We start from the raw sequence: 19835 nt of genomic DNA on the forward strand, positions 1-19835 counted from the left end.
CCGCACACGGGCCGGTCCGCCCTGTGGTGCTCATGGGGCCGGAGGCGTAGGACGGAAGGCACGGGGGCCGGCCCCCGGCCCTCGCCGTCCCCACGGGAGGAAGTCATGACCCAGCAGCCCGCCACCGCGACCCCGCTCAGCAAGGAGATGCAGGACTGCGTCCAGGCCTGCATGACCTGCCACGGCGTGTGCGAGGAGACCATGAGCTCCTGCCTGCAGATGGGCGGCCCGGCCCAGATGCAGATCATGCGCGCCGTGATGGACTGCGCCGAGATGACGCGCATGTGCGCCGACATGATGATGCGCCGCTCGCCCCTCGCGGCCGACGTGTGCGCGATGTGCGCCCGGGCCTGTGACATGTGCGCCGAGGCGTGTATGTCCATGCCGGACGACGCCCAGATGATGCGCTGCGCCGAGTCCTGTCGAGCCTGCGCCGAGATGTGCCGCGCCATGTCGGCCACCACGATGTGAGCACCACCGCACGGCGGAGGGGGCACCCGCCCGGGTGCCCCCTCCGCCGCTGCCGCCGGCTCAGTTGCCCGAGACGGTGACCGTTTCGTCGTTCTTCAACTGGTTCACCAGGGTCTTCACCTTCGCGGTGTCCCACTGGAGGTTGCCGTTCGGGGCGTTGCCCGCGATCGGCATGTTCATCGACTTGCCCTCACCGCCGCTGACGCCCTTCATCGCCCAGAACATGGAGGCCAGGTCGAACAGGCCCATGTCCTTGTCGACGACCAGGGAGTCGAGGCCGGCGCCCATGGTCGGGTACAGCTTGAACGGGTTCAGGATCGTGCTCGGGGTGGCGACCTGGTTGGCCAGGGCCGAGAGGAACTTCTGCTGGTTCTTCGTACGGTCCAGGTCGGAGCCCTTGAGGGCGTAGCGGGTGCGGACGAAGGCCAGGGCCTGTTCGCCGTTCAGCGTCTGCCGGCCCTTCTTCAGGTCCGCGCCCGACTTGGTGTCCTTGATGTCCTGCGGGATGTCCATCTCGACCCCGCCGACCGCGTCCACGATGTTCGCGAAGCCGCCGAAGCCGATCTCCACGTAGTGGTCGATGTGCAGGCCCGTGTTGGCCTCGACGGTGCGGACGAGCAGTTCCGGGCCGTCCTCGGAGTACGCCGCGTTGAGCTTCGTCTGGCGGCCCGTGGCCGGATAGAGCTTGCCCGAGTCGGAGCCCTTGTAGGACGGGATGGTGACGTTGGAGTCACGGGGCAGCGAGATGAGGGTGGGGCCGTTGCTGCCGGTGTGCAGGATCATCATCGAGTCCGTGCGCTTGCCCTCGGCGGAGCCGGTGCGCAGCCTCTTCTTGTCCTCGGCCGACAGGCCCGCGCGGCTGTCGGAGCCGACGATCAGGTAGTTGGTGCCCTCGCCCGCCTCCGGACGGTCGATGACCTTCGACAGGTCGACGTCGCGGTTGAGCTTGGAGTCGGCCCAGAAGTACGTGGCGACGCTCGTCACGACCAGCGCCGTCACCACGGTGATGGCCGTCAGCTTGATGCGGCGGCGCCAGTCCGGCGCGGGGCGCGGGTCGTATCCGCCGCCGCCCGGGCCGCCGGGGCCGCGGCCGCCGGGCGAGCCGTAGACCTGGCCGGTGTTGTAGCCGCTGTCGTACCCGCTGGACGGCTCGGCGTAGCCGCCGTCCACGTACGACGGCTGCTGCTGCGGCACGCCGCCGTAGGCGCCCTGCCCGGGCGGTGCCGCCGGACCGCGGCGGACCTGCCGCATGACACGGGCGCTCTCCGGCTGTGCGCTGGAGCTGCCCCGTCCGTACCGGCTGCCGCGGTTGTCGCCGGAGAACCCCTCGGGCCAATCATTCATGCCGACAGTGTGCAGGTCCCCGCGGTGCGCCATACAAGAGTCGTCGGAAAATCAGAGCACGGCTGTGGCGAAGCTGACACAAAACCCCCTCGTGCCGCCTCGGCATAGGGTAGGGGCCATGACAGACCAGGCCCCAGCTGCGGATTCCGGCACCACGGATATCCCGGGCAAGCCGACCTCGGCCTCCCGCACCACCCTGAGCCACATCATGACCCACAACGACACGAACCTGCTGGGCACCGTGCACGGCGGGGTGATCATGAAGCTGGTCGACGACGCGGCCGGGGCCGTGGCGGGGCGGCACTCGGGCGGGCCGGCCGTCACCGCGTCCATGGACGAGATGGCGTTCCTGGAACCGGTCCGCGTCGGCGACCTCGTCCACGTCAAGGCGCAGGTCAACTGGACCGGCCGCACCTCCATGGAGGTCGGTGTGAGGGTCCTGGCCGAACGCTGGAACGAGTCCGCGCCGCCCACCCAGGTCGGCTCCGCCTACCTCGTCTTCGCGGCGGTCGACGCCGACGGCAAGCCCCGCCGCGTCCCGCCGGTCCTCCCGGAGACCGAGCGCGACAAGCGCCGCTACCAGGAGGCCCAGATCCGCCGCACCCACCGCCTGGCCCGCCGCCGCGCGATCATGGAGCTGCGCGAGAAGCGGGCGGCGGAGGGCTTCGAGGACTGAGGCGAGCGGCCTCCTACGAGCACGCCACCTCGTCGCCCCGCACCACCCCGAACTCGCCCTGGCCCGGGTCCTCGGCCCGGACCTTGCGGACCCGCTCGAAGTCCGCGCCCGCGATCACCTTCAGGGTCGCGCCCAGGCCCTTGACCGGCTTGAGCTCGCTGCCCGGCAGGGCGGTCGCGAGGGACTTGGCCGAGCGGTCCCAGCGGGGGTCGTAGGCGACGATCGTGCGCTTGACGTCACGGGCCGCGGCGTTCCTCGGGGCCTTGGTGGTGCGGAAGCCGGTCGAGGCGAGCGCCGCGTCCACGCGGCGGCCGAGCCCGGCCGTGTCCGTGCCGTTCTCCACCTGGACCCGGATCTGCTGCGGGGCGACCGAGACGATCCGGGCCGCTCCGCGCGAGCGGTGCGCGGACAGCGGCTGGTCCTGGCGCAGCGCGTGGAAGAGCCGCTCCGACTTCACGGGGTCCCACTTCAGCGTCGAGCCGACGCCCTTCACGGCGTACCCCATGTGCCCGATCGGCACGGTGGTGAACTCGGAGGAGGACGGGGAGAAGTTCCGCATGGCCCGGCCCAGGTCCAGCATCTCCTCCGTGCCGAAGCCCTTGTCGGCCCGCACCGAGCCGAGCACCGCCCGGGTCACGTCGCGGAACTTCATGGGGTTGAGCAGGATCCCGGAGGAGGTGACCCGCTCCACGAGCGCCGCCATGAAGCGCTGCTGCCGCTTCATCCGGCCCAGGTCGGAGGCGCCGTCGACATGGCGGGCGCGCACGTACTGCAGGGCCTGACCGCCGGCGAGGGTGTGCCGGCCGGGCGGGAGGTTCAGGCCGGTGTAGCTGTCCTTCAGCGGGTCCGCGGTGCAGATCTGCACGCCGCCGACCACGTCGACCGTCTTCATGAAGCTGGTGAAGTCGACCTCGACGTAGTGGTCGATCTTCACCTTGGTCATGCTCTCGACCGTCCGCACGGTCAGCTGCGGCCCGCCCTCCGCGTACGCCGCGTTCAGCTTCAGGGGGTGCCCGCCGTGCCGCTTGCCGGAGGTGCGGTCCACGTGCGGGGGCGTCACGGCGTAGGAGTCGCGCGGCAGGCTCACCACGCTCGCGCGCTCCCGGTCCTCCGAGATGTGCACGATCATCATCGTGTCGGTGCAGTGGCAGGGCGCGCCGCCCAGCCGGTACTTGTGCCGCTCCGCCTTGCTGATCTTCTCGCGGCCGTCGGTGCCGACCAGCAGCACGTTCATGCCGTGGCCCGCCCGCGGCCGGTTCTTCATGTCCTTGAAGGCGTCGACCCGGGTGATGTCCGCGTCCAGGCTGGTCACCACCGCGTGCCCGATCCCGGCCGAGGCGAGCACCACCACGGAGAGCGTGGTGACGGCCCGCATCCCCCAGCGCGGCCTGCGGCGCCGGGCGGGCGGCGCGGGCCGGCGCGGGGCGGGGCGGGGAGCGGGCTGCGGACGGCGCTTGGGGGCGGCGGTGGACCGAGGGGACCGCGGCGGCGTGGGCATGGTGACACCTCCGGACGACGGCCGTACGTGGGATCCGTGAAACCGTAGGCCGATACGATCTGCGGCCCGCGCCGCCGCCCCCGCGGCGCGCACCGGTGTCCCCCGTTCGCGGTAACGTGAGCCCCCTATGAACGCCAATCCCGACGTGCGGCTCCCCGCCGTTTCCGTGATCATGCCCGTCCTCAACGAGGAGCGGCATCTGCGGGGAGCAGTCCAAGCGATCCTCGCGCAGGAGTACGCCGGCGAGATGGAGGTCGTGATCGCCCTCGGTCCGTCCACGGACCGCACGGACGAGATCGCCGCCGAGCTCGTGGCCGAAGACCCGCGCGTGCACACCGTCCCCAACCCCACGGGCCGCACGCCCGCCGCGCTGAACGCCGCGATCAACGCCTCCCGGCACCCGATCGTGGTCCGCGTCGACGGCCACGGCATGCTCTCGCCGAACTACATCGCCACCGCCGTACGGCTCCTGGAGGAGACCGGCGCGCAGAACGTCGGCGGCATCATGCACGCCGAGGGCGAGAACGACTGGGAGCACGCGGTCGCCGCCGCGATGACCTCGAAGATCGGGGTCGGCAACGCCGCGTTCCACACCGGCGGCCAGGCGGGCCCGGCCGAGACCGTGTACCTGGGGGTGTTCCGGCGCGAGGCGCTGGAGCAGCAGGGCGGCTACAACGTGGAGTTCATCCGCGCCCAGGACTGGGAGCTGAACTTCCGCATCCGTGAGGCCGGCGGGCTGATCTGGTTCTCGCCCGAGCTGAAGGTGTCCTACCGGCCGCGGCCCAGCGTCAAGGCGCTCGCCAAGCAGTACAAGGACTACGGCCGCTGGCGGCACGTCGTCGCCCGCTACCACGAGGGCTCGATCAACCTGCGCTACCTGGCTCCGCCGACCGCCGTGTGCGCGATCGCGGCCGGGATCCTGGTGGGCGCGGTGCTGACGCCCTGGGGCTTCGTGGTGCCCGGCGGCTACCTCGCGGCGATCCTGCTGGGTTCGGTCCCGGCGGGCAAGGGGCTGCCGCTGAAGGCACGGCTGCAGATCCCGGTGGCGCTGGCCACGATGCACATGTCGTGGGGCTGGGGCTTCCTGACCAGCCCGCGGTCGCTGGCGAAGAAGGTCATCGCGTCCCGGCGCCCGGCCGTCACCGCGGACGCGTCGGCCCGCTGACGGACACGCTCACGGGCCCCCTTCCGGGACGGGAGGGGGCCCGTGGCGGGTGCGGACGGCGGACCGTCCGGCGGGGTCAGCGGGCCCCGGCGGCCGCGGCGGCCTTCAGGATGGCGTCCTTGCGTTCCCTGAGCGTGTTCAGCATCTGCTCGTTCCTGTCGATGGCGCGTTCCTGGTAGGCGACCTCGACGGCGTACCAGACGCCGATGACGTTGTTCTCGCGTTTGCAGGCGACATCGGCCTGGGCGACGCGGATCTCCTCGGCCGAGGCGGTGGCCGAGGAGGTGAACCGCTTGTCCTCGACGGCGGCCATGGGGGAGGAGTAGGAGTAGCCCCGCTCCTTCATACAGGCGGACCAGGCGGCGAACGCCTTCTTCACCCGGGCGTCCTTCTGGGACTCCTGGTAGGTGAAGCCGGCGAGCTGGTCGGCGAACTCCTCCTGGTCCGGATGGACCTTGGGCCCCTGGGACGCGAGATCGCGCAGGGATTTGCCCCAGCAACCTCCCTTGGGGACGGCCTTGCCGTTCCGCCCGGCCCGGGCGGGCTGCCCCTCCCGCGGGCCGAACAGCACGAGCGACTCGGCGGCGGAGTAGTTCTCCTTCGGCGGCCTGGGCCCGCGCGCGGCGGGGTCCGGGTGGTAGCCGTAGCGGGAGGCGGTGTCCGGGTCGGACACGCCGTACCGCCCGGCGTCCCGCAGGGCCTTGTCGCCCCGGTACGGCGGCCTCGGTTCGAGGTCGAAGCCGAAGTCGCGCATGCAGGCGGCGGCGAGCAGGTCCTCGCCCTGCCGCTTGGTGCGCAGCTCGGCGTCCGTCCAGGCGTAGGCCTCCAGCGGCAGTTCCAGGTTGGCCGAGGAGGTCATGCGCGGCGTGGCGCGGACCTCGGGAGGGTCCTTGAAGTCGACCGGCGGGGCGGCGCTGGAGCGGGAGCGCGGCGCCGCGTCGCCGGAGCCGGAGGAACAGGCGGTCAGCCCGAGGGCGGCGCACACCAGCGCCGCCCCGAGCCGTCGTGCGGTGGTACTGCGCGGCATGGGATCGTCCGCGTCCTCAGAAGGGCTCGTAGCTGGAGGCGTTGTTGTTCTGCAGCCAGCCCGGGGTGTTGCGGCGCACACCGTCGCAGGTGTGGTTGTGCCGCTGGCCCATGAAGTTGGAGTTGAAGAAGATCGCGTAGTCGTAGCGGGTGCCGGCGCATTTGGCGGACGACGCGTTGTTGCCGACGACCTGGCCCTTGCCCGCGCCGCTGGACAGGAACACGTCGTTGTGGTGGCTCGGGTCCTCGTCGTAGTAGTCACGGAAGGACGACGCGCCGTACTGGGTCGAGTGGTAGTACATGCACAGCTCGCCGCTGTCGCAGCGGCCGTCGTCGTACGCGGCCTGGGCCGGTGCCGTGTTGAGCGCGAGCGTGCCCAGCGCGATCGCCGCGGCGGCGAGGAAGGAACGGCCTCTCATCTGATGGATCCCCGTTTCCTGTGAGAGTTGCGTGACCAACGGCGCAGGATCCTGGCATGGCATGTGCGGGGAAGCGCAAGGGATGTGCCTTTTGTGGCCTAAAAATGATCACCTGGCGGTAAATAATCCGTCGCCAAGTCCCTCTGCCCGTAAGTAAGTTGGCTTGGTTCGACAGAGCAACGTCGTCACCGGGGGAGTGTCCGTTGTCGAAGCAGGGGGAGAGCTCCGGCCTGACCCGGCGCAGGCGGTCGCTGACCGCGCTGGCCGTCGGGTCCGTCGTGCTCGTGGGCGCCGCGCTGTGGACGTCGGCGTACGTCAAGTCGCCGGCCCAGGCCGCGGCCGAGGCCCGGCCGCCCGCTCCCGACGTGCTCACCGCCCCCGTCGAGCACCGCGTCCTCACCGACACGGTCGTCACCCGGGGCACGGTCTCCGCCTCCCAGACGGTCGACATCGCCCCGGCCGGAACGGCCGCCCAGGACGTCGCCCGGCCCGTCGTCACCAAGGTCATGGTGCGCTCCGGCCAGACCTTCCGCGGCGGCCGCGTCCTCCTGGAGGTCTCCGGCCGCCCGGTGTTCGCGCTGCGCGGCGCGCTCCCCGTCTACCGCGACCTCAAGCCCGGCTCCCGCGGCGACGACGTCCGGCAACTGCAGAGGGCGTTGCGCGACCTCGGCCACGGCACCGGCACCGACACCCCCGGCAGCTACGGCCCCGGCACCAAGCGGGCCGTCGCCGCGCTGTACGCCGCCCTCGGCTACGAGCCCGTCACCGCGGGCGGCGAGGACGGCGCCGACCCGCTCAAGGGCGCCCGCGACCAGGTCAAGAGCGCCCAGCGCGCCCTCGACGGGCTGGTCCGCGACAAGGCCGGCGCCGCCGAGATCCGCTACGCCCGCGAGGACCTGGCCGAGGCGAGGAGTGAACTGGCCGCGGCCGAGGCCGTGTCGGGTCCGATGGTGCCCGCCTCCGAGGTCGTCTTCCTCTCCGGCTTCCCGGCCCGCGTCGACAGCATGACCGCCAAGGTCGGCACCGCGGCGGGCGAGAAGCTCGCCACCGTCTCCGCCGGCCGGCTCGTCGTCACCGGCTTCCTCGGCGCCCGCGAGAAGGACCTCGTCCGCCCGGGGCAGAAGGTCACCGTGCTCTCCGAGGTCTACGGCCAGGAACTGACCGGCACGGTCGGCTCGGTCGCCGGCACCCCCACCGTCCCCGAGACCGACGGCGACGCGACGGCCGCCGCCCCCGCCGGCCAGGGATACGCCGTCACCGTCAGACCCGACTCCGCCCTGCCGGCCCGTCTCGCGGGCCAGGACGTACGGCTCACCGTCGAGGCCGGCTCCTCGGACGGCAAGGTGCTCGTCGTCCCGGTCTCCGCGCTCTCCGCGGGCGCCGACGCGCGCACCACCGTCACCGTGCTGGAGCCCGACGGCAAGCGGCGGCGGGTGGAGGTGCGGCCCGGCACCTCCGGCGACGGCCACACCGCGGTGACGCCGGTGGGCGGCGCCCGGCTCGCGGCCGGCGACAAGGTCGTCGTGGGGGTCGGGCCGGCGGCGGGCGACGGGGCCGCCGGGTGAGCGCGGTCGGCACGCCGCCGGTCATCGAGTTCCGCGGGGTGGGGCTGACGTACCCCGGGCCGCCGCCCGTACCGGCGCTGCGGCCCTGCGACCTGACGGTGCGCCAGGGCGACTACGTCACGGTGGTGGGCCCGTCCGGCTCCGGCAAGTCGACGTTCCTCAACATCGCCGGACTGCTCGACGCGCCCACCGAGGGCCGGTACCTGCTCGACGGCATCGACACCGGGCCGCTGTCCGACTCCGCGCGCACCGCACTGCGCGGGCGCCGCATCGGGTTCGTGTTCCAGAGCTTCCACCTGCTGCCGCACCGCTCCGCCCTGGAGAACGTCGAACTGGCCATGGTCTACAACGGCGGTGCCCGCCGCGGCCGCGGGGAACGCGCCCGGGAGGCCCTGGACCGGGTCGGCCTCGGCCACCGCACCGACGCGCTGCCCACCCGGCTGTCCGGCGGGGAACGCCAGCGCGTCGCCATCGCCCGGGCCCTGGTGGCCCGGCCGTCGCTGCTGCTGTGCGACGAGCCGACCGGCAACCTCGACACCCGCACCGCCGAGTCGGTCCTCGCGCTCCTCGACGAACTGCACGCCGACGGCATCACCCTCGTCGTGATCACCCACGCCCCGGACGTCGCCGCCCGCGGCCGGCGGACCGTCGCCATCCGGGACGGGGTGCTGACCGAGCAGGTGGGAGTCTGATGCCGAACCTCAAGACCGCGTGGCCGCGGGGCCGTGACAGGGCCGCACGGCGCGCGCCGCGGAACGAGCGCTCCCGGTTCAGCCCGCGCGACCTGGTCGCCGAGTCCGTCGCGGGCATCCTGCAGCGCCCGGCCCGCTCCGCGCTGACCGCGCTCGGCACCGTCCTCGGCGTCGGCACGTTCGTCGCGGTCCTCGGGCTGACCGCCACCACGTCCTCGCAGATCGACTCCCGCTTCAACCGGCTCACCGCGACCGAGGTGACCGTCGAGGACACCGGGGGCGAGCAGCCCGAGTTCCTCGCCAACGCCTTCCCCGCGGACGCCGACCGCCGCATCGGGGCGCTGGCCGGCGTCCGCGGGGCCGGGGTGTACTGGCCCGTCCGGCTGGACCCGGGCACCACCGTCGGCGCGGCCCCGGCGGCCGCGGGCGGGGCGGGGGAGCAGGCCCAGGTCGTCGCCGCCTCGCCCGGAGTCCTCGCGGCGGCCGAGCCGCGCCTGGCCCAGGGCCGGACCTTCGACGCCTACCACGACCGGCGCGGCGAGAACGTCGCCGTCATCGGCGCCGGCCTCGCCTCCCGCCTGGGCATCAGCACCCTGGAGACCGCCCCGGCCGTCTTCGTCGGGGACCAGGCCTTCACCGTCATCGGCATCGTCGACGACGTGCGGCGCAAGGCCGACCTGCTGCTGTCCGTCGTGGTGCCGAGGACCACCGCCGAGGAGATCTGGGGCGGGCCCCAGGGCGGCGAACGGGCCAGGATGCTGATCTCCACCGACCTCGGAGCCGCCCGGCAGATCGCCTCCGAGGCGGCCCTCGCCCTGGACCCGGCGCACCCCGAGCACTTCAAGGTCGTACCGCCGCCCGACCCGAAGACCCTGCGCGGCGGTGTCACCTCCGACCTGAACCAGCTGTTCATGCTGCTGGCCGGGATCTGCCTGGTCATCGGGGCCGTGGGCATCGCCAACACCACCCTCGTCGCCGTCCTGGAGCGCACCGGCGAGATCGGCCTGCGCCGCGCGCTCGGGGCCCGCGGGCGGCACATCACCCTCCAGTTCCTCGCCGAGTCGGGGGCGCTGGGGGCGCTGGGCGGTCTGGTCGGCACCAGCCTCGGCACGGTCACCGTCGTCGTCATGGCGGTCCACCGCGAGTGGACGCCCGTCATCCATCCCGCGACCGTGGTGACGGCACCCCTGGCCGGCCTCGCCACCGGCGTGCTCGCCGGCCTCTACCCGGCCTGGCGCGCCAGCCGCATCCAGCCGGCGGAGGCCCTCCGCCGCTGAGCCACCGGCCTCATGTTCCGGCCGGGCTCACCACCGGTAGGGGCCGTACACGTCCATGCACTCCTTCTTGTCCGCCGTCAGCGCGTCCGCGCTCTCGGGCAGGTCCCCCGCCTTCACCGGCTCCTGCTTCGGGTAGCTGCTGCCCTCCCGCCAGTCGGCGCCGACGATCAGGGTCGTGGTGACGCCGTCCGTGGCCCGCACCTGGCTGCCCGGGATGCCGACCGCCTGGGCCACCGACAGCGCGTTTGCCCTGCCCTGTGCCCCGGTGCTCTTCGGGTACGTCACCTGCGTCCGGGGCTGCGGGTCCTGCTGCCCCGAGGCGACCGCCCGCACGAACCCCTCCTGCCGCAGGGCGGCCACGATCGCGGCGGCCCGGTTCGGCACCGCCGCCCCCTGCTCACCGGCCGTGCCGTTGACGACCGTGACCGACAGCCCCTCGGCGGGCGCGGCGGCGGGCCCGGTGGCCCGGACCGAGGCCGGGGACGGACCGGCGCCGGCCCGCCCGGCCTTCCCGCCCTTGTCGAAGGAGACGTCGTCGCGCAGCATCGCCCACATCTTGTCCGCGTCCCCCGGCCTGGGCAGCAGGTGGTTGCGGTCCAGCGGGTCCTCGATCCAGGGCATCGTGGTCATCGTGATCCGGCTGGTCGGGACCGACTTCAGCTGCATGGCCAGGTCGTACAGGTTCTTGACCGTGCCGATCTCCTCGGACACCTTCAGCGCCTTGGTGCCCGCCTCGGCCAGACCCATCAGCCGGCCGGTGTCGGTGAAGACGTTCTGCTTCTTCAGCGTGCGGATCATCGCGTTCATGTACATGTGCTGCGCCTTGGCCCGCAGCGGATCGCTGCCCCAGGCGTGCCGGGTGCGCAGCCACTGCAGCGCCTGCTTGCCCTGGACGTTGTGCGTGCCGGCCCTGAGCTTCAGGCCCGAACCACCGCGCTGGCCGGGCAGCGGCCGGTCCCACACGTTCTGGTTGACGCAGACCGGGACACCGCCGATCGCGTCCGCCATGTCCACCACTCCGGCGAAGTCGACCATCATCCAGTGGTCGATGTACACACCGGTCAGCTCCTGCCAGGTGGCCAGCGTGCAGCCCGGTCCGCCGCGCTGGAGCGACTCGTTGATGATCGTGTTCTTCGCCGGGTAGGTCTCACCGGTGTCGGGGTCCGTGCACTTGGGGATGTCCACCCGGGTGTCCCGCGGGATGCTCACCACGGCCGCGCTCTCCCGGTCCGCCGAGACGTGCAGCAGCATCTGCACGTCGGCCAGGGGCTTGCTGCCGACGTTGTCCCTGCTGCCGCCGAGCTTGACGTTCTCCGCCGAGTTCCGGCTGTCGGAGCCGATCAGCAGGATGTTCAGCGGGGTCTGGCCGGCCGCGTTGGGCTCGGACCTGCGGACGTCGGAGTCGCCGGCGTTGCGCTTGCCCTTGTCTATGTTGGCGTTGAGATGGCGGTAGTAGAGGTAACCGGCGCCGGCCGTCCCGAGTATCAGGACCGACAGCACGAGCGCGGACCAGCGCAGTATCCGGCGCCCGCCGCCACGGCGCCGGCCGCTGCGGCGGGCCGGGCCGCCCCCCGGCCCGTCGTCCCCGCCCGCGGCGGCGGCCCCCGTCGCCGGACGCTCGTCCTGGACCAGGCCCCCCGTGTCGCGCCGCGTGCCGCCTCCGCGCACGTCACTTCGCGCCATACCCTGCCTCCCCACCCCTACGGCCGACCCACGGGTCCGCCCCGCGTCGTGTTCGGATCACGGGCGAACCGTGTCCGCCCGGACCGGGGGTTTCCCGGCCCCCGCCGGACACGGCGGTTCCCGCTCCTGGTTGGACACCTGACATGCCCGCTCGGATGTACACCCGGTCCGTATGTCCGGGCATGTCCTGCCCACCTGTGAGACGCGGGAAAGGACGGTCAGGTCACTTGGCGCACTCGACCTTGTCGGCCGTGGACTTCTGCACGTCGTCCGGAACCTTCGACGGAGTGGTCAGCGGGACGCCCGCGCCCTTGAAGTCCTTGCCGAGGGTGAGCGTCATGGCGGGCAGCCCCTGGGAGTTGTCCACGCTCTCGCCCGGCTTCATCGCGGCCCCGGACAGACCCAGGATCGCGGCGAGCCGGCGGGCCTGGGCGGCCTGGTCGGGGGCGTACTCCAGGGTGGTCCTGGCCAGTTCGGCGGGGGCGTTGCCGGCGTTCTCGGACTTGGTGACGCCCTCCTCGACCTGGAGCCAGCTGAGGGTCTCCTGGGCGCTGCCGGCGACGGCACCGCCGTTGAGGATGCGCACCCGCACCTCGGAGGCCGGGGCCTTGCTGCCCTTCAGCCGGGCGGCCTCGGCGTCCTTCTCCTTCTTCTTCTGCTGCTTCACCTCGGTCAGCGACACGTCGTCCCGCACCATCGCGAAGAGCTGCTGGGCCTGGGGCTGCTTCAGCACCACGGTGGCCTTGACCGTCTCCTCGGGGTTGTCGACGACGGGCACGGTCGCGAACGTGAGGTTCTTCGTGTCGAACTTGCCCAGCTCCGCCCCGAGGTCGGCAAGCTTCTTGATCGTGCTGATCTGGGAGTCGACGGTCAGCGCCTTGGTGCCCGCCTCCGCCAGCTTGATCATCTTGGCGGGGCTGGTCAGGGTGTCGTTGGACTTCAGTTTGCGCATCAGCGAGCCGAGGAACTGCTGCTGCAGCTGGATGCGGCTCAGGTCGCCGCCGAAGCCCACGGAGTGCCGGGTGCGCACGAACGCCAGCGCCTCCTCGCCCTCGATGGTGTGCTCGCCCTTGGGCAGGTCGAGCCTGGAGTCCGGGTCCTTGATGTCCTTGGCCAGGCACACGTCGACCCCGCCCACCGCGCTGGTCAGCGTCTTGACCGCGTTGAAGTCGGCGACCATGAAGTGGTCCATCTTCAGCCCGGTCAGCTCGGTGATCGTGCGCATGGTGCAGCTCGGCGTCCGGTCCTCCTGACCGAGGCTGTTGTTGAAGCGCGTGCGCTGCTTGCCCGGGATGACCTTCTCGGTGCCGTCCTCCTGGGTCGTCGGGCAGTCCGGGATGTCGGTGATGAGGTCGCGCGGGATGCTCAGCACCGTCGCGTTCGAACGGTCCTTGGAGACGTGCAGCACCAGCGTGGTGTCCGCGTGCCCGGCGCTGTCCTTGTCGCCGTAGCCCTCGTTGCCCTTGCCGGTGCGCTTGTCGGTACCGATCAGCAGGATGTTGATCGCGCGGTCCTTGCTGAACCCGCCGGTGCCGGCGCCGTCGTCGGAGACGGACGTGATGTTGTCGTTGAGGTGCTGGTAGTAGAGGTACGCGGCCGCGCTCACGGCGACCAGCACGAAGGCCAGCGAGCCGCCGGTCCACGTCAGGACCTTCTTGCCCTTCGACTTCTGCGGCGCCGGACGGCGTCCGCGCCGCCCGGCGGCCGGCTCGGCCGGGGCGGCGGCGCGTCTGCGCGGGGAGACCGTCTCGCCGCCGGGTGCCGGGGCCCCGGGCCGCCGGGCGGGGGCGGCGGTCCGGCGGGCACGTGCCGCGCCGCCCGCCGCGCCGGTGCCGCGGACGGCGGACTCACGGGGGCCGGGAACGGGCGACTGCGGTGCGGAAGGGGCCAGTCGCAGTTCGTATTCGCCGGTGTCCGGGTTGAGCACCCACTGGTCTGCGGGGTCGATGTCGTCCGCCCGCCCACGGCCTTGCGCGTCCACGGTTGCCTGATTCCTCCGTCGGGCCACGCGGCGCCCTCCCCCCGGAAGGCGCACGGTGTCGGTCAAGCAGCGCCCGTTCCCGGGACGGACCTCGTGGGTGCGGGCACTGGATCGCACACACTATCCGCACACATCGACGTCAAGCGACGTGGGTGACGGAATCCACGTTCTCACAACTGGGCAATCCCGCCCATTTGTTTGACGCGACTTTGGTGAACACCCGCCAATTACACGTCACTTGGCGCACTCGACCTTGTCGGCCGTGGACTTCTGCACGCCTTCGGGCGCCTTCTCGGGAGCGGTCAGGGAGATTCCCGCGCCCTTGAAGTCCTTGCCGAGGGTGAGCGTCATCGCGGGCAGGCCCTGGGAGTTGTCCACGCTCTCGCCCGGCTTCATCGCGGCCCCGGACAACCCCATCAGATCGGCGAGCCGGCGGGCCTGGGCGGCCTGGCCGGGGGCGTACTCCAGGGTGGTCCTGGCCAGTTCGGCGGGGGCGTTGCCGGCGTTCTCGGACTTGGTGACGCCCTCCTCGTTCTGCAGCCAGCTGAGGGTCTCCTGGGCGCTGCCGGCGACGGCACCGCCGTTGAGGACGCGCACCCGTACCTCGGAGGCCGGGGCCTTGCTGCCCTTGAGCCGGGCGGCCACCGCGGCGGCTTCCTTCTTCTTCCGCTCCTTCACGGCCGTGAAGGAGACGTCGTTCCTGATCATGTCGAAGACCTGCGGGGCGGTCGACTCGTTGAGGACGACCGTGCTCTTGACCTTCTCCGCCGGGTTGTCGATCACCGGCACCGTGGTGAACGTCAGGTTCTTGGTGTCGAGCTTGCCCAGTTCCAGGCCGAGGTCCTTCAGCTTGCCGATGCTGTCCAGCTGCGAGTCGACGGTCAGGGCCTTGGTGCCCGCCTCCGCCAGGTCGAGCATCTTGGAGGGGCTCGTCAGGGTGTCGTTGGACTTCAGCTTGCGCATCAGCGCGCTCAGGAACTGCTGCTGCAGCCCGATCCGGCTCAGGTCGCCCCCGAAGCCCACGGAGTGCCGGGTGCGCACGAACGCCAGCGCCTGCTCGCCCTCGATGGTGTGCGTGCCCTTGGACAGCTTCAGCTTGGAGTCCGGGTCGTCGATGTCCTTGGCCAGGCAGACCTCGACGCCGCCGACCGCGCTGGTCAGCGTCTTGACGGCGTTGAAGTCGGCGACCATGAAGTTGTCCGGCTTGACCCCGGTCAGCTCGGTCACGGTCCGCATGGTGCAGCTGGGGGTGCGGCCGTCCTGGCCGAGGCTGGTGTTGAAGCGGGCGCCCCGCGTGCCGGGGATGATCTTCTGGCTGCCGTCCTCCTGCGTGGTCGGGCAGTCCGGGATGTCGGTGACGAGGTCGCGCGGGATGCTCAGCGCGGTCGCGTTCGAACGGTCCTTGGAGACGTGCAGCAGGATCGTGGTGTCGGCGTGACCGACGCTGCCCGCGTCGCCGTAGGTGTCGTTGCCCGCGCCGGTGCGCTTGTCGGTGCCGATCAGCAGGATGTTGATCGCCTTGTCCTTCTGGAAGCCGCCGGTGCTGGCGCCGTCGTCGGAGACGGAGGCGATGTTGTCGTTCAGGTGCTCGATGTAGAGGTACCCCGCGCCCGCGCCGGCGACCAGTACGAACGCCATCGTGCCGCCGGTCCACAGCAGGACCTTCTTGCCCTTCGAGGCCTTCGCGGGCCGCCGCCCGCGCCGTCCCGGCGGCGGTTCCTCGGGTGCCCCGCGCCGCCGGCGCGGCGGCGGCACCGCGCGGCCGGGCTCCTCGGGCCGCGAGCGGCCGGGTGCCGCGGTGCCGGAGCGGCCGGGAGCCTGCGTGCGGGAGCGCGTGCGCGGACCCGCGTCGGACGCGTGCGGCCTGCGGGGGGAGGGCACACCCGGCTGCGGTGGGGAAGCGGGCAGTCGCAGCTCGTATTCACCGGTGTCCGGGTTGAGTACCCACTGGTCTGCGGGGTCGATGTCGTCCGCCCGCCCACGGCCTTGCGCGTCCACGGTTGCCTGTTTCCTCCGTCGGGGCACGCGGCGCCTCCCCCACCAAGGCGCCCGGGTCTCGGTCACACGGTGCGCGCCCTCGAGGACCGTCCTCGGAGCCGGGCGCACCGGATCGCTCACACTAACCGCCCACTTCGGTGCGGAGCGACGGCGGTGACCAATTCCACGTCCCTACACCCGGGCAATTCGCCCATTTCCCGGGTGAAGAGTTCGTTACGTTGAAGTCGCCTTGGCGCCCGCTTTACCCACAGGTGTCCTCGGCTGCCGTGTTCCCCTCGAACGTCGGCGGCGGAGAAACGGTGACGACGGGTGCGGCTAACGGCCCCCCGTACGCATCCCCGTACGACCCGTCATGGGAATGGGCGGGCCGCAAAGGGGCGGAACCGCGCGGCGCGTCCCGGGCGATCACCACGGGTGAGTCCGTGCGCAGCCGCTCGAACAGCCGGTCCGCCTCGGGTTCCACGAGTTGGTCGCGATTGGCGTCGAACGCGTACGACTCCCGGGGTACGGTCAGGAATTGCACTTGTTCCATGGGGATGTCGCGCAGACCGCGCACGAGTTCGTACAAGCCGCGCAGGCTCGCCAGATCCGGGTCGGTGGTGAGAGAGGACGTGGCCGCGTCCAGCACGGGATACAGCTTCGCCGGATTCAGCAGGACGTCATTGCTGCGCACCTTGTTGACGAGCGCTGCGAGAAATCGCTGCTGCCGTTCCATGCGTTCGGTGTCGCTGCCGTCGCCCAGGGATTTGCGGGCCCGGACGTAACCGAGGGCCTGCTCGCCGTCGAGCGTCACCCGCCCGGCGGGCAGCCGCAGCCTGGCGGCCCGGTCGTCGATCGGCTCCCGCAGGCACACCTCGACGCCGTCGACGGCGTCGACCATCTCCTTGAAGCCGTGGAAGTCGACGACGACGTGGTGGTCGACGCGGATGCCGGTGAGCTTCTCGACGGTGCGGATGGTGCAGGCCGAGCCGCCCACCTGGAACGCCTGGTTGAACATGGCGAACCGCGGCACGCTGCGCGAGCCGTCCCGCCGCCGGCAGCCCGGCAGGTTCACCATCAGGTCCCGGGGCAGCGAGACGGCGGTGGCGCTGCGCCGCCCCGCCGACAGGTGCAGCAGGATCGCGGTGTCCGACCGCGCGGTGCCCGAGTCACGCCCGTAGCGGGCGTTGTCGTCGCCGTGACGGGTGTCGGAGCCGATCAGCAGGATGTTGCGCGCGTCCTTGACCAGCGAGGTGGGGCGTTCCCGCTCGTACCGCCTGAGCTCGGCGGCGGCCGCCTCGTCGGGGGTGATGTTCCCGCTGAGCTTCGCGTACACGGCCCACCCGGCCGCCACGCCCGCCACGAGGAGGCCCGCGGCCACGAGCGCCGAGACCCGCACCCACCGCGCCCGGCGCCGCCGCGGCAGCCCCCGCCCGCTGGCGGACGCGCCCACGCCCGGCCCGACCCTGTAGCCCACGGCAGCAACCACCCCTCCTGACGCCGGAACGTCCCACGCGCAGTGCTCTTACGACGATGGCGTGGATGGGAGGCGGGGGCGGGGTCGGGATGGGCCGGACGGGGGAGCGCCGGGGCGGGCGGTGGCCCGGCGGGGAGCGCCGGGACCGGTGGGAGGGAGGGGGACGCCTACCGGGCGATGGCCGTCACCCGCTCGCTCTCCACCCGCTTGTCCAGCACTCCCGCACCCGCCTGCTCCAGGTTCCGGCACAGCACCACCGAACCGCCCGTGGCCAGGGGGGCGTACAACCCCGCGTTCAGCCCTTCCCACGTGTCGTACGCACGCCCCGACAGGATCCGGGACCCGGGTCCGGTCAGCCCCAGCCCCGTCGCCTCGGCCCGCGCCCGCTCCACGACCTCCGCCCCGCTGAACTCCCGCCCGGCCACGATCAGGGCCGGTCCCTCCGGGTCCACCGGCGCGTACGGCACGAAGCGGTCCCCCTGTCCCGGCACCTCCACCGCGTAGTCGACGAACCCCTCGGGCGGCTGCGGGAACCGTCCGCCGAGCGGGCGCAGCGCCAGCGCGACCCGGGCCCCGGAACAGGCACGCGCCGCCTCCAGTCCGTCCGGCCCGCTCACCACCACGTCGGCGGCGCGCACGTCCCCCGTCACGTCGGCGACGACCCCCACCGACGAACAGGCCAGCAGCCACACCGCCGTCTGCCAGTGCGCCGGCAGCAGCAGCGCCACCCGGTCCCCGGGCTCGGCGGACAGCTCGTCCTGCAGCAGGTTCGAGGTCTTGGCCACCCAATTGGCGAAGGTGGCCACGGACAGTTCGACCCGTTCGCCCGTGGCGTCGTCGTAGAAGGTCACCAGGGGGCGTCCCGGGTCCGCGGCGAGCGCGGAACCCAGCAGGTCGGCAGGGGTGCGATCGGTGGCGTTCACCCGCGCAAGCGTACGCGGCGCACCCCCCGCGCCCCAACGGCCCGGCCGCCGCCCCACCCCGGTTCCGCCACCGGTTCGGCCGAACGCGACCGACGACCCGTCAACTCCCAAATGGACAGACTTATACGACTATGTCCAAGATCAGGGGCATGCGTGGATTCCTTGCTTCCTCGATCGGTGTCACCTGTGCGGCCGCTCTGGCCCTTCCCCTCACCCCGCCCGCCCTCGCGGCGACCGCGAGACCGGTGCCGACCACGGAAGCCGCGACGAGCGCGAGACCCGCGCCCCACGCGGGGACCCCGGCCGCCACCACGACCACCCGGCGCGCGGCCGAACCGGCCACCCCCGGCAGCACCCAGTCGCTCCCTCTCGAACCCCTCACCCGCAACCGCGCCACCCCGTCCGCCCCCACCACCGAGCAGGGACTGCGCCCCCGCGCCGTACGCCACTTCTCCCTCGTCGGCGTGGTCTGGGACGACCCCAGGGCCGAACTGCACGGCCGCGTCCAGGTCCGCACCCGCGCCGCGGACACCGGCAGCTGGTCCGGCTGGCAGGACGTGGAGACGCACAACGCCGAGCACGGCGCCGACCGGGACACCCCCGAGAGCGCCTCGGGCCGCGTCCGCGGCGCCACCGCCCCGCTGTGGGTGGGCGACTCCGACGGTGTGGAACTCCGGGTCCGCTCCGAGGCCGGCAGCGCGGAGGCCGGCTCCGCGCAGCACGGCACGGACGCCCGCCACCTGCCCGCCGCGCCCCCGCTCCCCTCCGGCCTCCGGCTCGAACTCGTCGACCCCGGCGAGGACGCCCCGCCGCCCGGCGCCCCGGCCGACGGCCCCCGCACCGCCGCCCTCGCCGGTGAGAGCGCCGCCGCCACCGAGGCCTCCGCCGTCAACGCCGACCTCGCCCCCCTGGGCGCGACCGAGATCGCGGCCCTGAGCCGGGAGGAGACCGAGCGGGAGTACCTGGCATCGAACGCCGGCGGGCTGACGGAGCAGCAGCAGCGGGCCAAGCCGTACGTCGGTCCGCGCCCGGGCATCGTCACGCGACGCGGCTGGGGGGCCGACGAGGGATTGCGGGAGCGCGGTTTCCGGTACACCAAGAAGGTCCGGGCGGCCTTCGTCCACCACACCGCCAGCGGCAACAACTACCGCTGCTCGCAGGTCCCGTCACTCATCCGCAGTATCTACCGCTACCACGTCAAGAGCATGGGGTGGCGGGACATCGGCTACAACTTCCTCATCGACAAGTGCGGAAAGATCTACGAGGGCCGCGCCGGGGGCGTGGCGCGACCGGTCCTCGGCGCGCACACCCTTGGTTTCAACAGCAACAGCATGGGGATCGCCGTCCTCGGGTCGTACGACACGAAGAAGCCGTCGAAGGCCGCGGTCAGGGCCGTCGCCCGGCTGACCGCGTGGAAGCTGGGGCTGTACCGGGTGAATCCGAAGGGAAAGACTTACCTGAAGTCGGCTGGCAGCAATCTGCACAGCAAAGGTAAGAAGGTACGACTGAACGTGATCTCGGGGCACCGGGACGGCTTCAAGACGGAGTGCCCGGGGCGGAAGCTCTACGGCAAGCTCGGCTCCGCCCGCTCCAAGGCGGCCCACTACCAGGGCCGCTGAGGTCACGTTCGACCGCCGTCGGGGGGCATGCGGGGGCATGGG

16 protein-coding genes are annotated in these 19835 nt (G+C 72.3%); 7 read left to right on the forward strand and 9 right to left on the reverse strand.

The genetic code is table 11. From position 1 onward, the window contains the following. Positions 1-105: 105 nt before the first annotated feature. Positions 106-471: a four-helix bundle copper-binding protein gene (locus AC07DA_RS02455; protein ID WP_479123784.1), complete on the forward strand. Its 366-nt coding sequence runs from the start codon at positions 106-108 to the stop codon at positions 469-471. Between the two features lie 60 nt (positions 472-531). Here AC07DA_RS02455 and AC07DA_RS02460 read toward each other — a convergent pair whose 3' ends face one another. Then, positions 532-1815, reverse strand: a complete 1284-nt coding sequence (locus tag AC07DA_RS02460) for an LCP family protein (RefSeq protein ID WP_479123786.1) — start codon at positions 1813-1815, stop codon at positions 532-534. 118 nt (positions 1816-1933) lie between these two features. Between AC07DA_RS02460 and AC07DA_RS02465 the strand changes: the two genes are divergently transcribed. After that, positions 1934-2491, forward strand: coding sequence for an acyl-CoA thioesterase (locus tag AC07DA_RS02465; RefSeq protein ID WP_351359116.1), 558 nt, complete (start codon positions 1934-1936; stop codon positions 2489-2491). Positions 2492-2504: 13 nt separating this feature from the next. Here the strand turns inward: AC07DA_RS02465 and AC07DA_RS02470 are convergent, their stop codons facing one another. After that, complete coding sequence (locus tag AC07DA_RS02470) at positions 2505-3989, reverse strand: LCP family protein (RefSeq protein WP_479123789.1); 1485 nt, start codon at positions 3987-3989, stop codon at positions 2505-2507. 127 nt (positions 3990-4116) lie between these two features. Here AC07DA_RS02470 and AC07DA_RS02475 point away from each other — a divergent pair, with 127 nt between their 5' ends. Continuing rightward, a complete protein-coding gene (locus AC07DA_RS02475) occupies positions 4117-5154 on the forward strand; it encodes a glycosyltransferase family 2 protein (protein ID WP_479123791.1) in 1038 nt (345 codons plus the stop codon). Positions 5155-5230: 76 nt separating this feature from the next. On the opposite strand, the gene AC07DA_RS02480 is transcribed toward AC07DA_RS02475, so the two are convergent. Both AC07DA_RS02480 and AC07DA_RS02485 read right to left on the reverse strand, forming a co-directional pair. Beyond that, a complete protein-coding gene (locus AC07DA_RS02480; protein WP_479123793.1) occupies positions 5231-6181 on the reverse strand; it encodes a hypothetical protein in 951 nt (316 codons plus the stop codon). 16 nt (positions 6182-6197) lie between these two features. After that, positions 6198-6599, reverse strand: coding sequence for a hypothetical protein (locus tag AC07DA_RS02485; RefSeq protein ID WP_479123795.1), 402 nt, complete (start codon positions 6597-6599; stop codon positions 6198-6200). Between the two features lie 203 nt (positions 6600-6802). Here AC07DA_RS02485 and AC07DA_RS02490 point away from each other — a divergent pair, with 203 nt between their 5' ends. The 3 genes from AC07DA_RS02490 to AC07DA_RS02500 are packed head-to-tail and all read left to right on the forward strand — an operon-like array spanning position 6803 to position 10133. Continuing rightward, positions 6803-8164: a peptidoglycan-binding protein gene (locus AC07DA_RS02490; RefSeq protein WP_479123797.1), complete on the forward strand. Its 1362-nt coding sequence runs from the start codon at positions 6803-6805 to the stop codon at positions 8162-8164. Further along, a complete protein-coding gene (locus tag AC07DA_RS02495) occupies positions 8161-8856 on the forward strand; it encodes an ABC transporter ATP-binding protein (protein WP_479123799.1) in 696 nt (231 codons plus the stop codon). The genes AC07DA_RS02490 and AC07DA_RS02495 overlap by 4 nt, the downstream gene beginning before the upstream one ends. Next, complete coding sequence (locus tag AC07DA_RS02500) at positions 8856-10133, forward strand: ABC transporter permease (protein WP_479123801.1); 1278 nt, start codon at positions 8856-8858, stop codon at positions 10131-10133. The genes AC07DA_RS02495 and AC07DA_RS02500 overlap by 1 nt, the downstream gene beginning before the upstream one ends. 27 nt (positions 10134-10160) lie before the next feature. Here AC07DA_RS02500 and AC07DA_RS02505 read toward each other — a convergent pair whose 3' ends face one another. From AC07DA_RS02505 to AC07DA_RS02525, 5 genes are all read right to left on the reverse strand, one after another. After that, entirely contained in the window at positions 10161-11816 is a 1656-nt protein-coding gene (locus tag AC07DA_RS02505; protein WP_479123803.1) for an LCP family protein, read from the reverse strand. 223 nt (positions 11817-12039) lie between these two features. After that, positions 12040-13797, reverse strand: coding sequence for an LCP family protein (locus AC07DA_RS02510; RefSeq protein ID WP_479123805.1), 1758 nt, complete (start codon positions 13795-13797; stop codon positions 12040-12042). A 234-nt stretch (positions 13798-14031) separates the two neighbouring features. Continuing rightward, positions 14032-15795, reverse strand: a complete 1764-nt coding sequence (locus AC07DA_RS02515) for an LCP family protein (protein ID WP_479123807.1) — start codon at positions 15793-15795, stop codon at positions 14032-14034. Between the two features lie 241 nt (positions 15796-16036). After that, complete coding sequence (locus AC07DA_RS02520) at positions 16037-17251, reverse strand: LCP family protein (RefSeq protein WP_479123809.1); 1215 nt, start codon at positions 17249-17251, stop codon at positions 16037-16039. Positions 17252-17418: 167 nt separating this feature from the next. Next, positions 17419-18174, reverse strand: coding sequence for a TIGR03089 family protein (locus AC07DA_RS02525; RefSeq protein WP_479123811.1), 756 nt, complete (start codon positions 18172-18174; stop codon positions 17419-17421). A 149-nt stretch (positions 18175-18323) separates the two neighbouring features. Here AC07DA_RS02525 and AC07DA_RS02530 point away from each other — a divergent pair, with 149 nt between their 5' ends. After that, complete coding sequence (locus tag AC07DA_RS02530) at positions 18324-19793, forward strand: peptidoglycan recognition protein family protein (RefSeq protein WP_479123813.1); 1470 nt, start codon at positions 18324-18326, stop codon at positions 19791-19793. The last annotated feature ends 42 nt before the right edge of the window (positions 19794-19835 follow it).

Source organism: Streptomyces sp. NPDC044921, assembly GCF_056432865.1.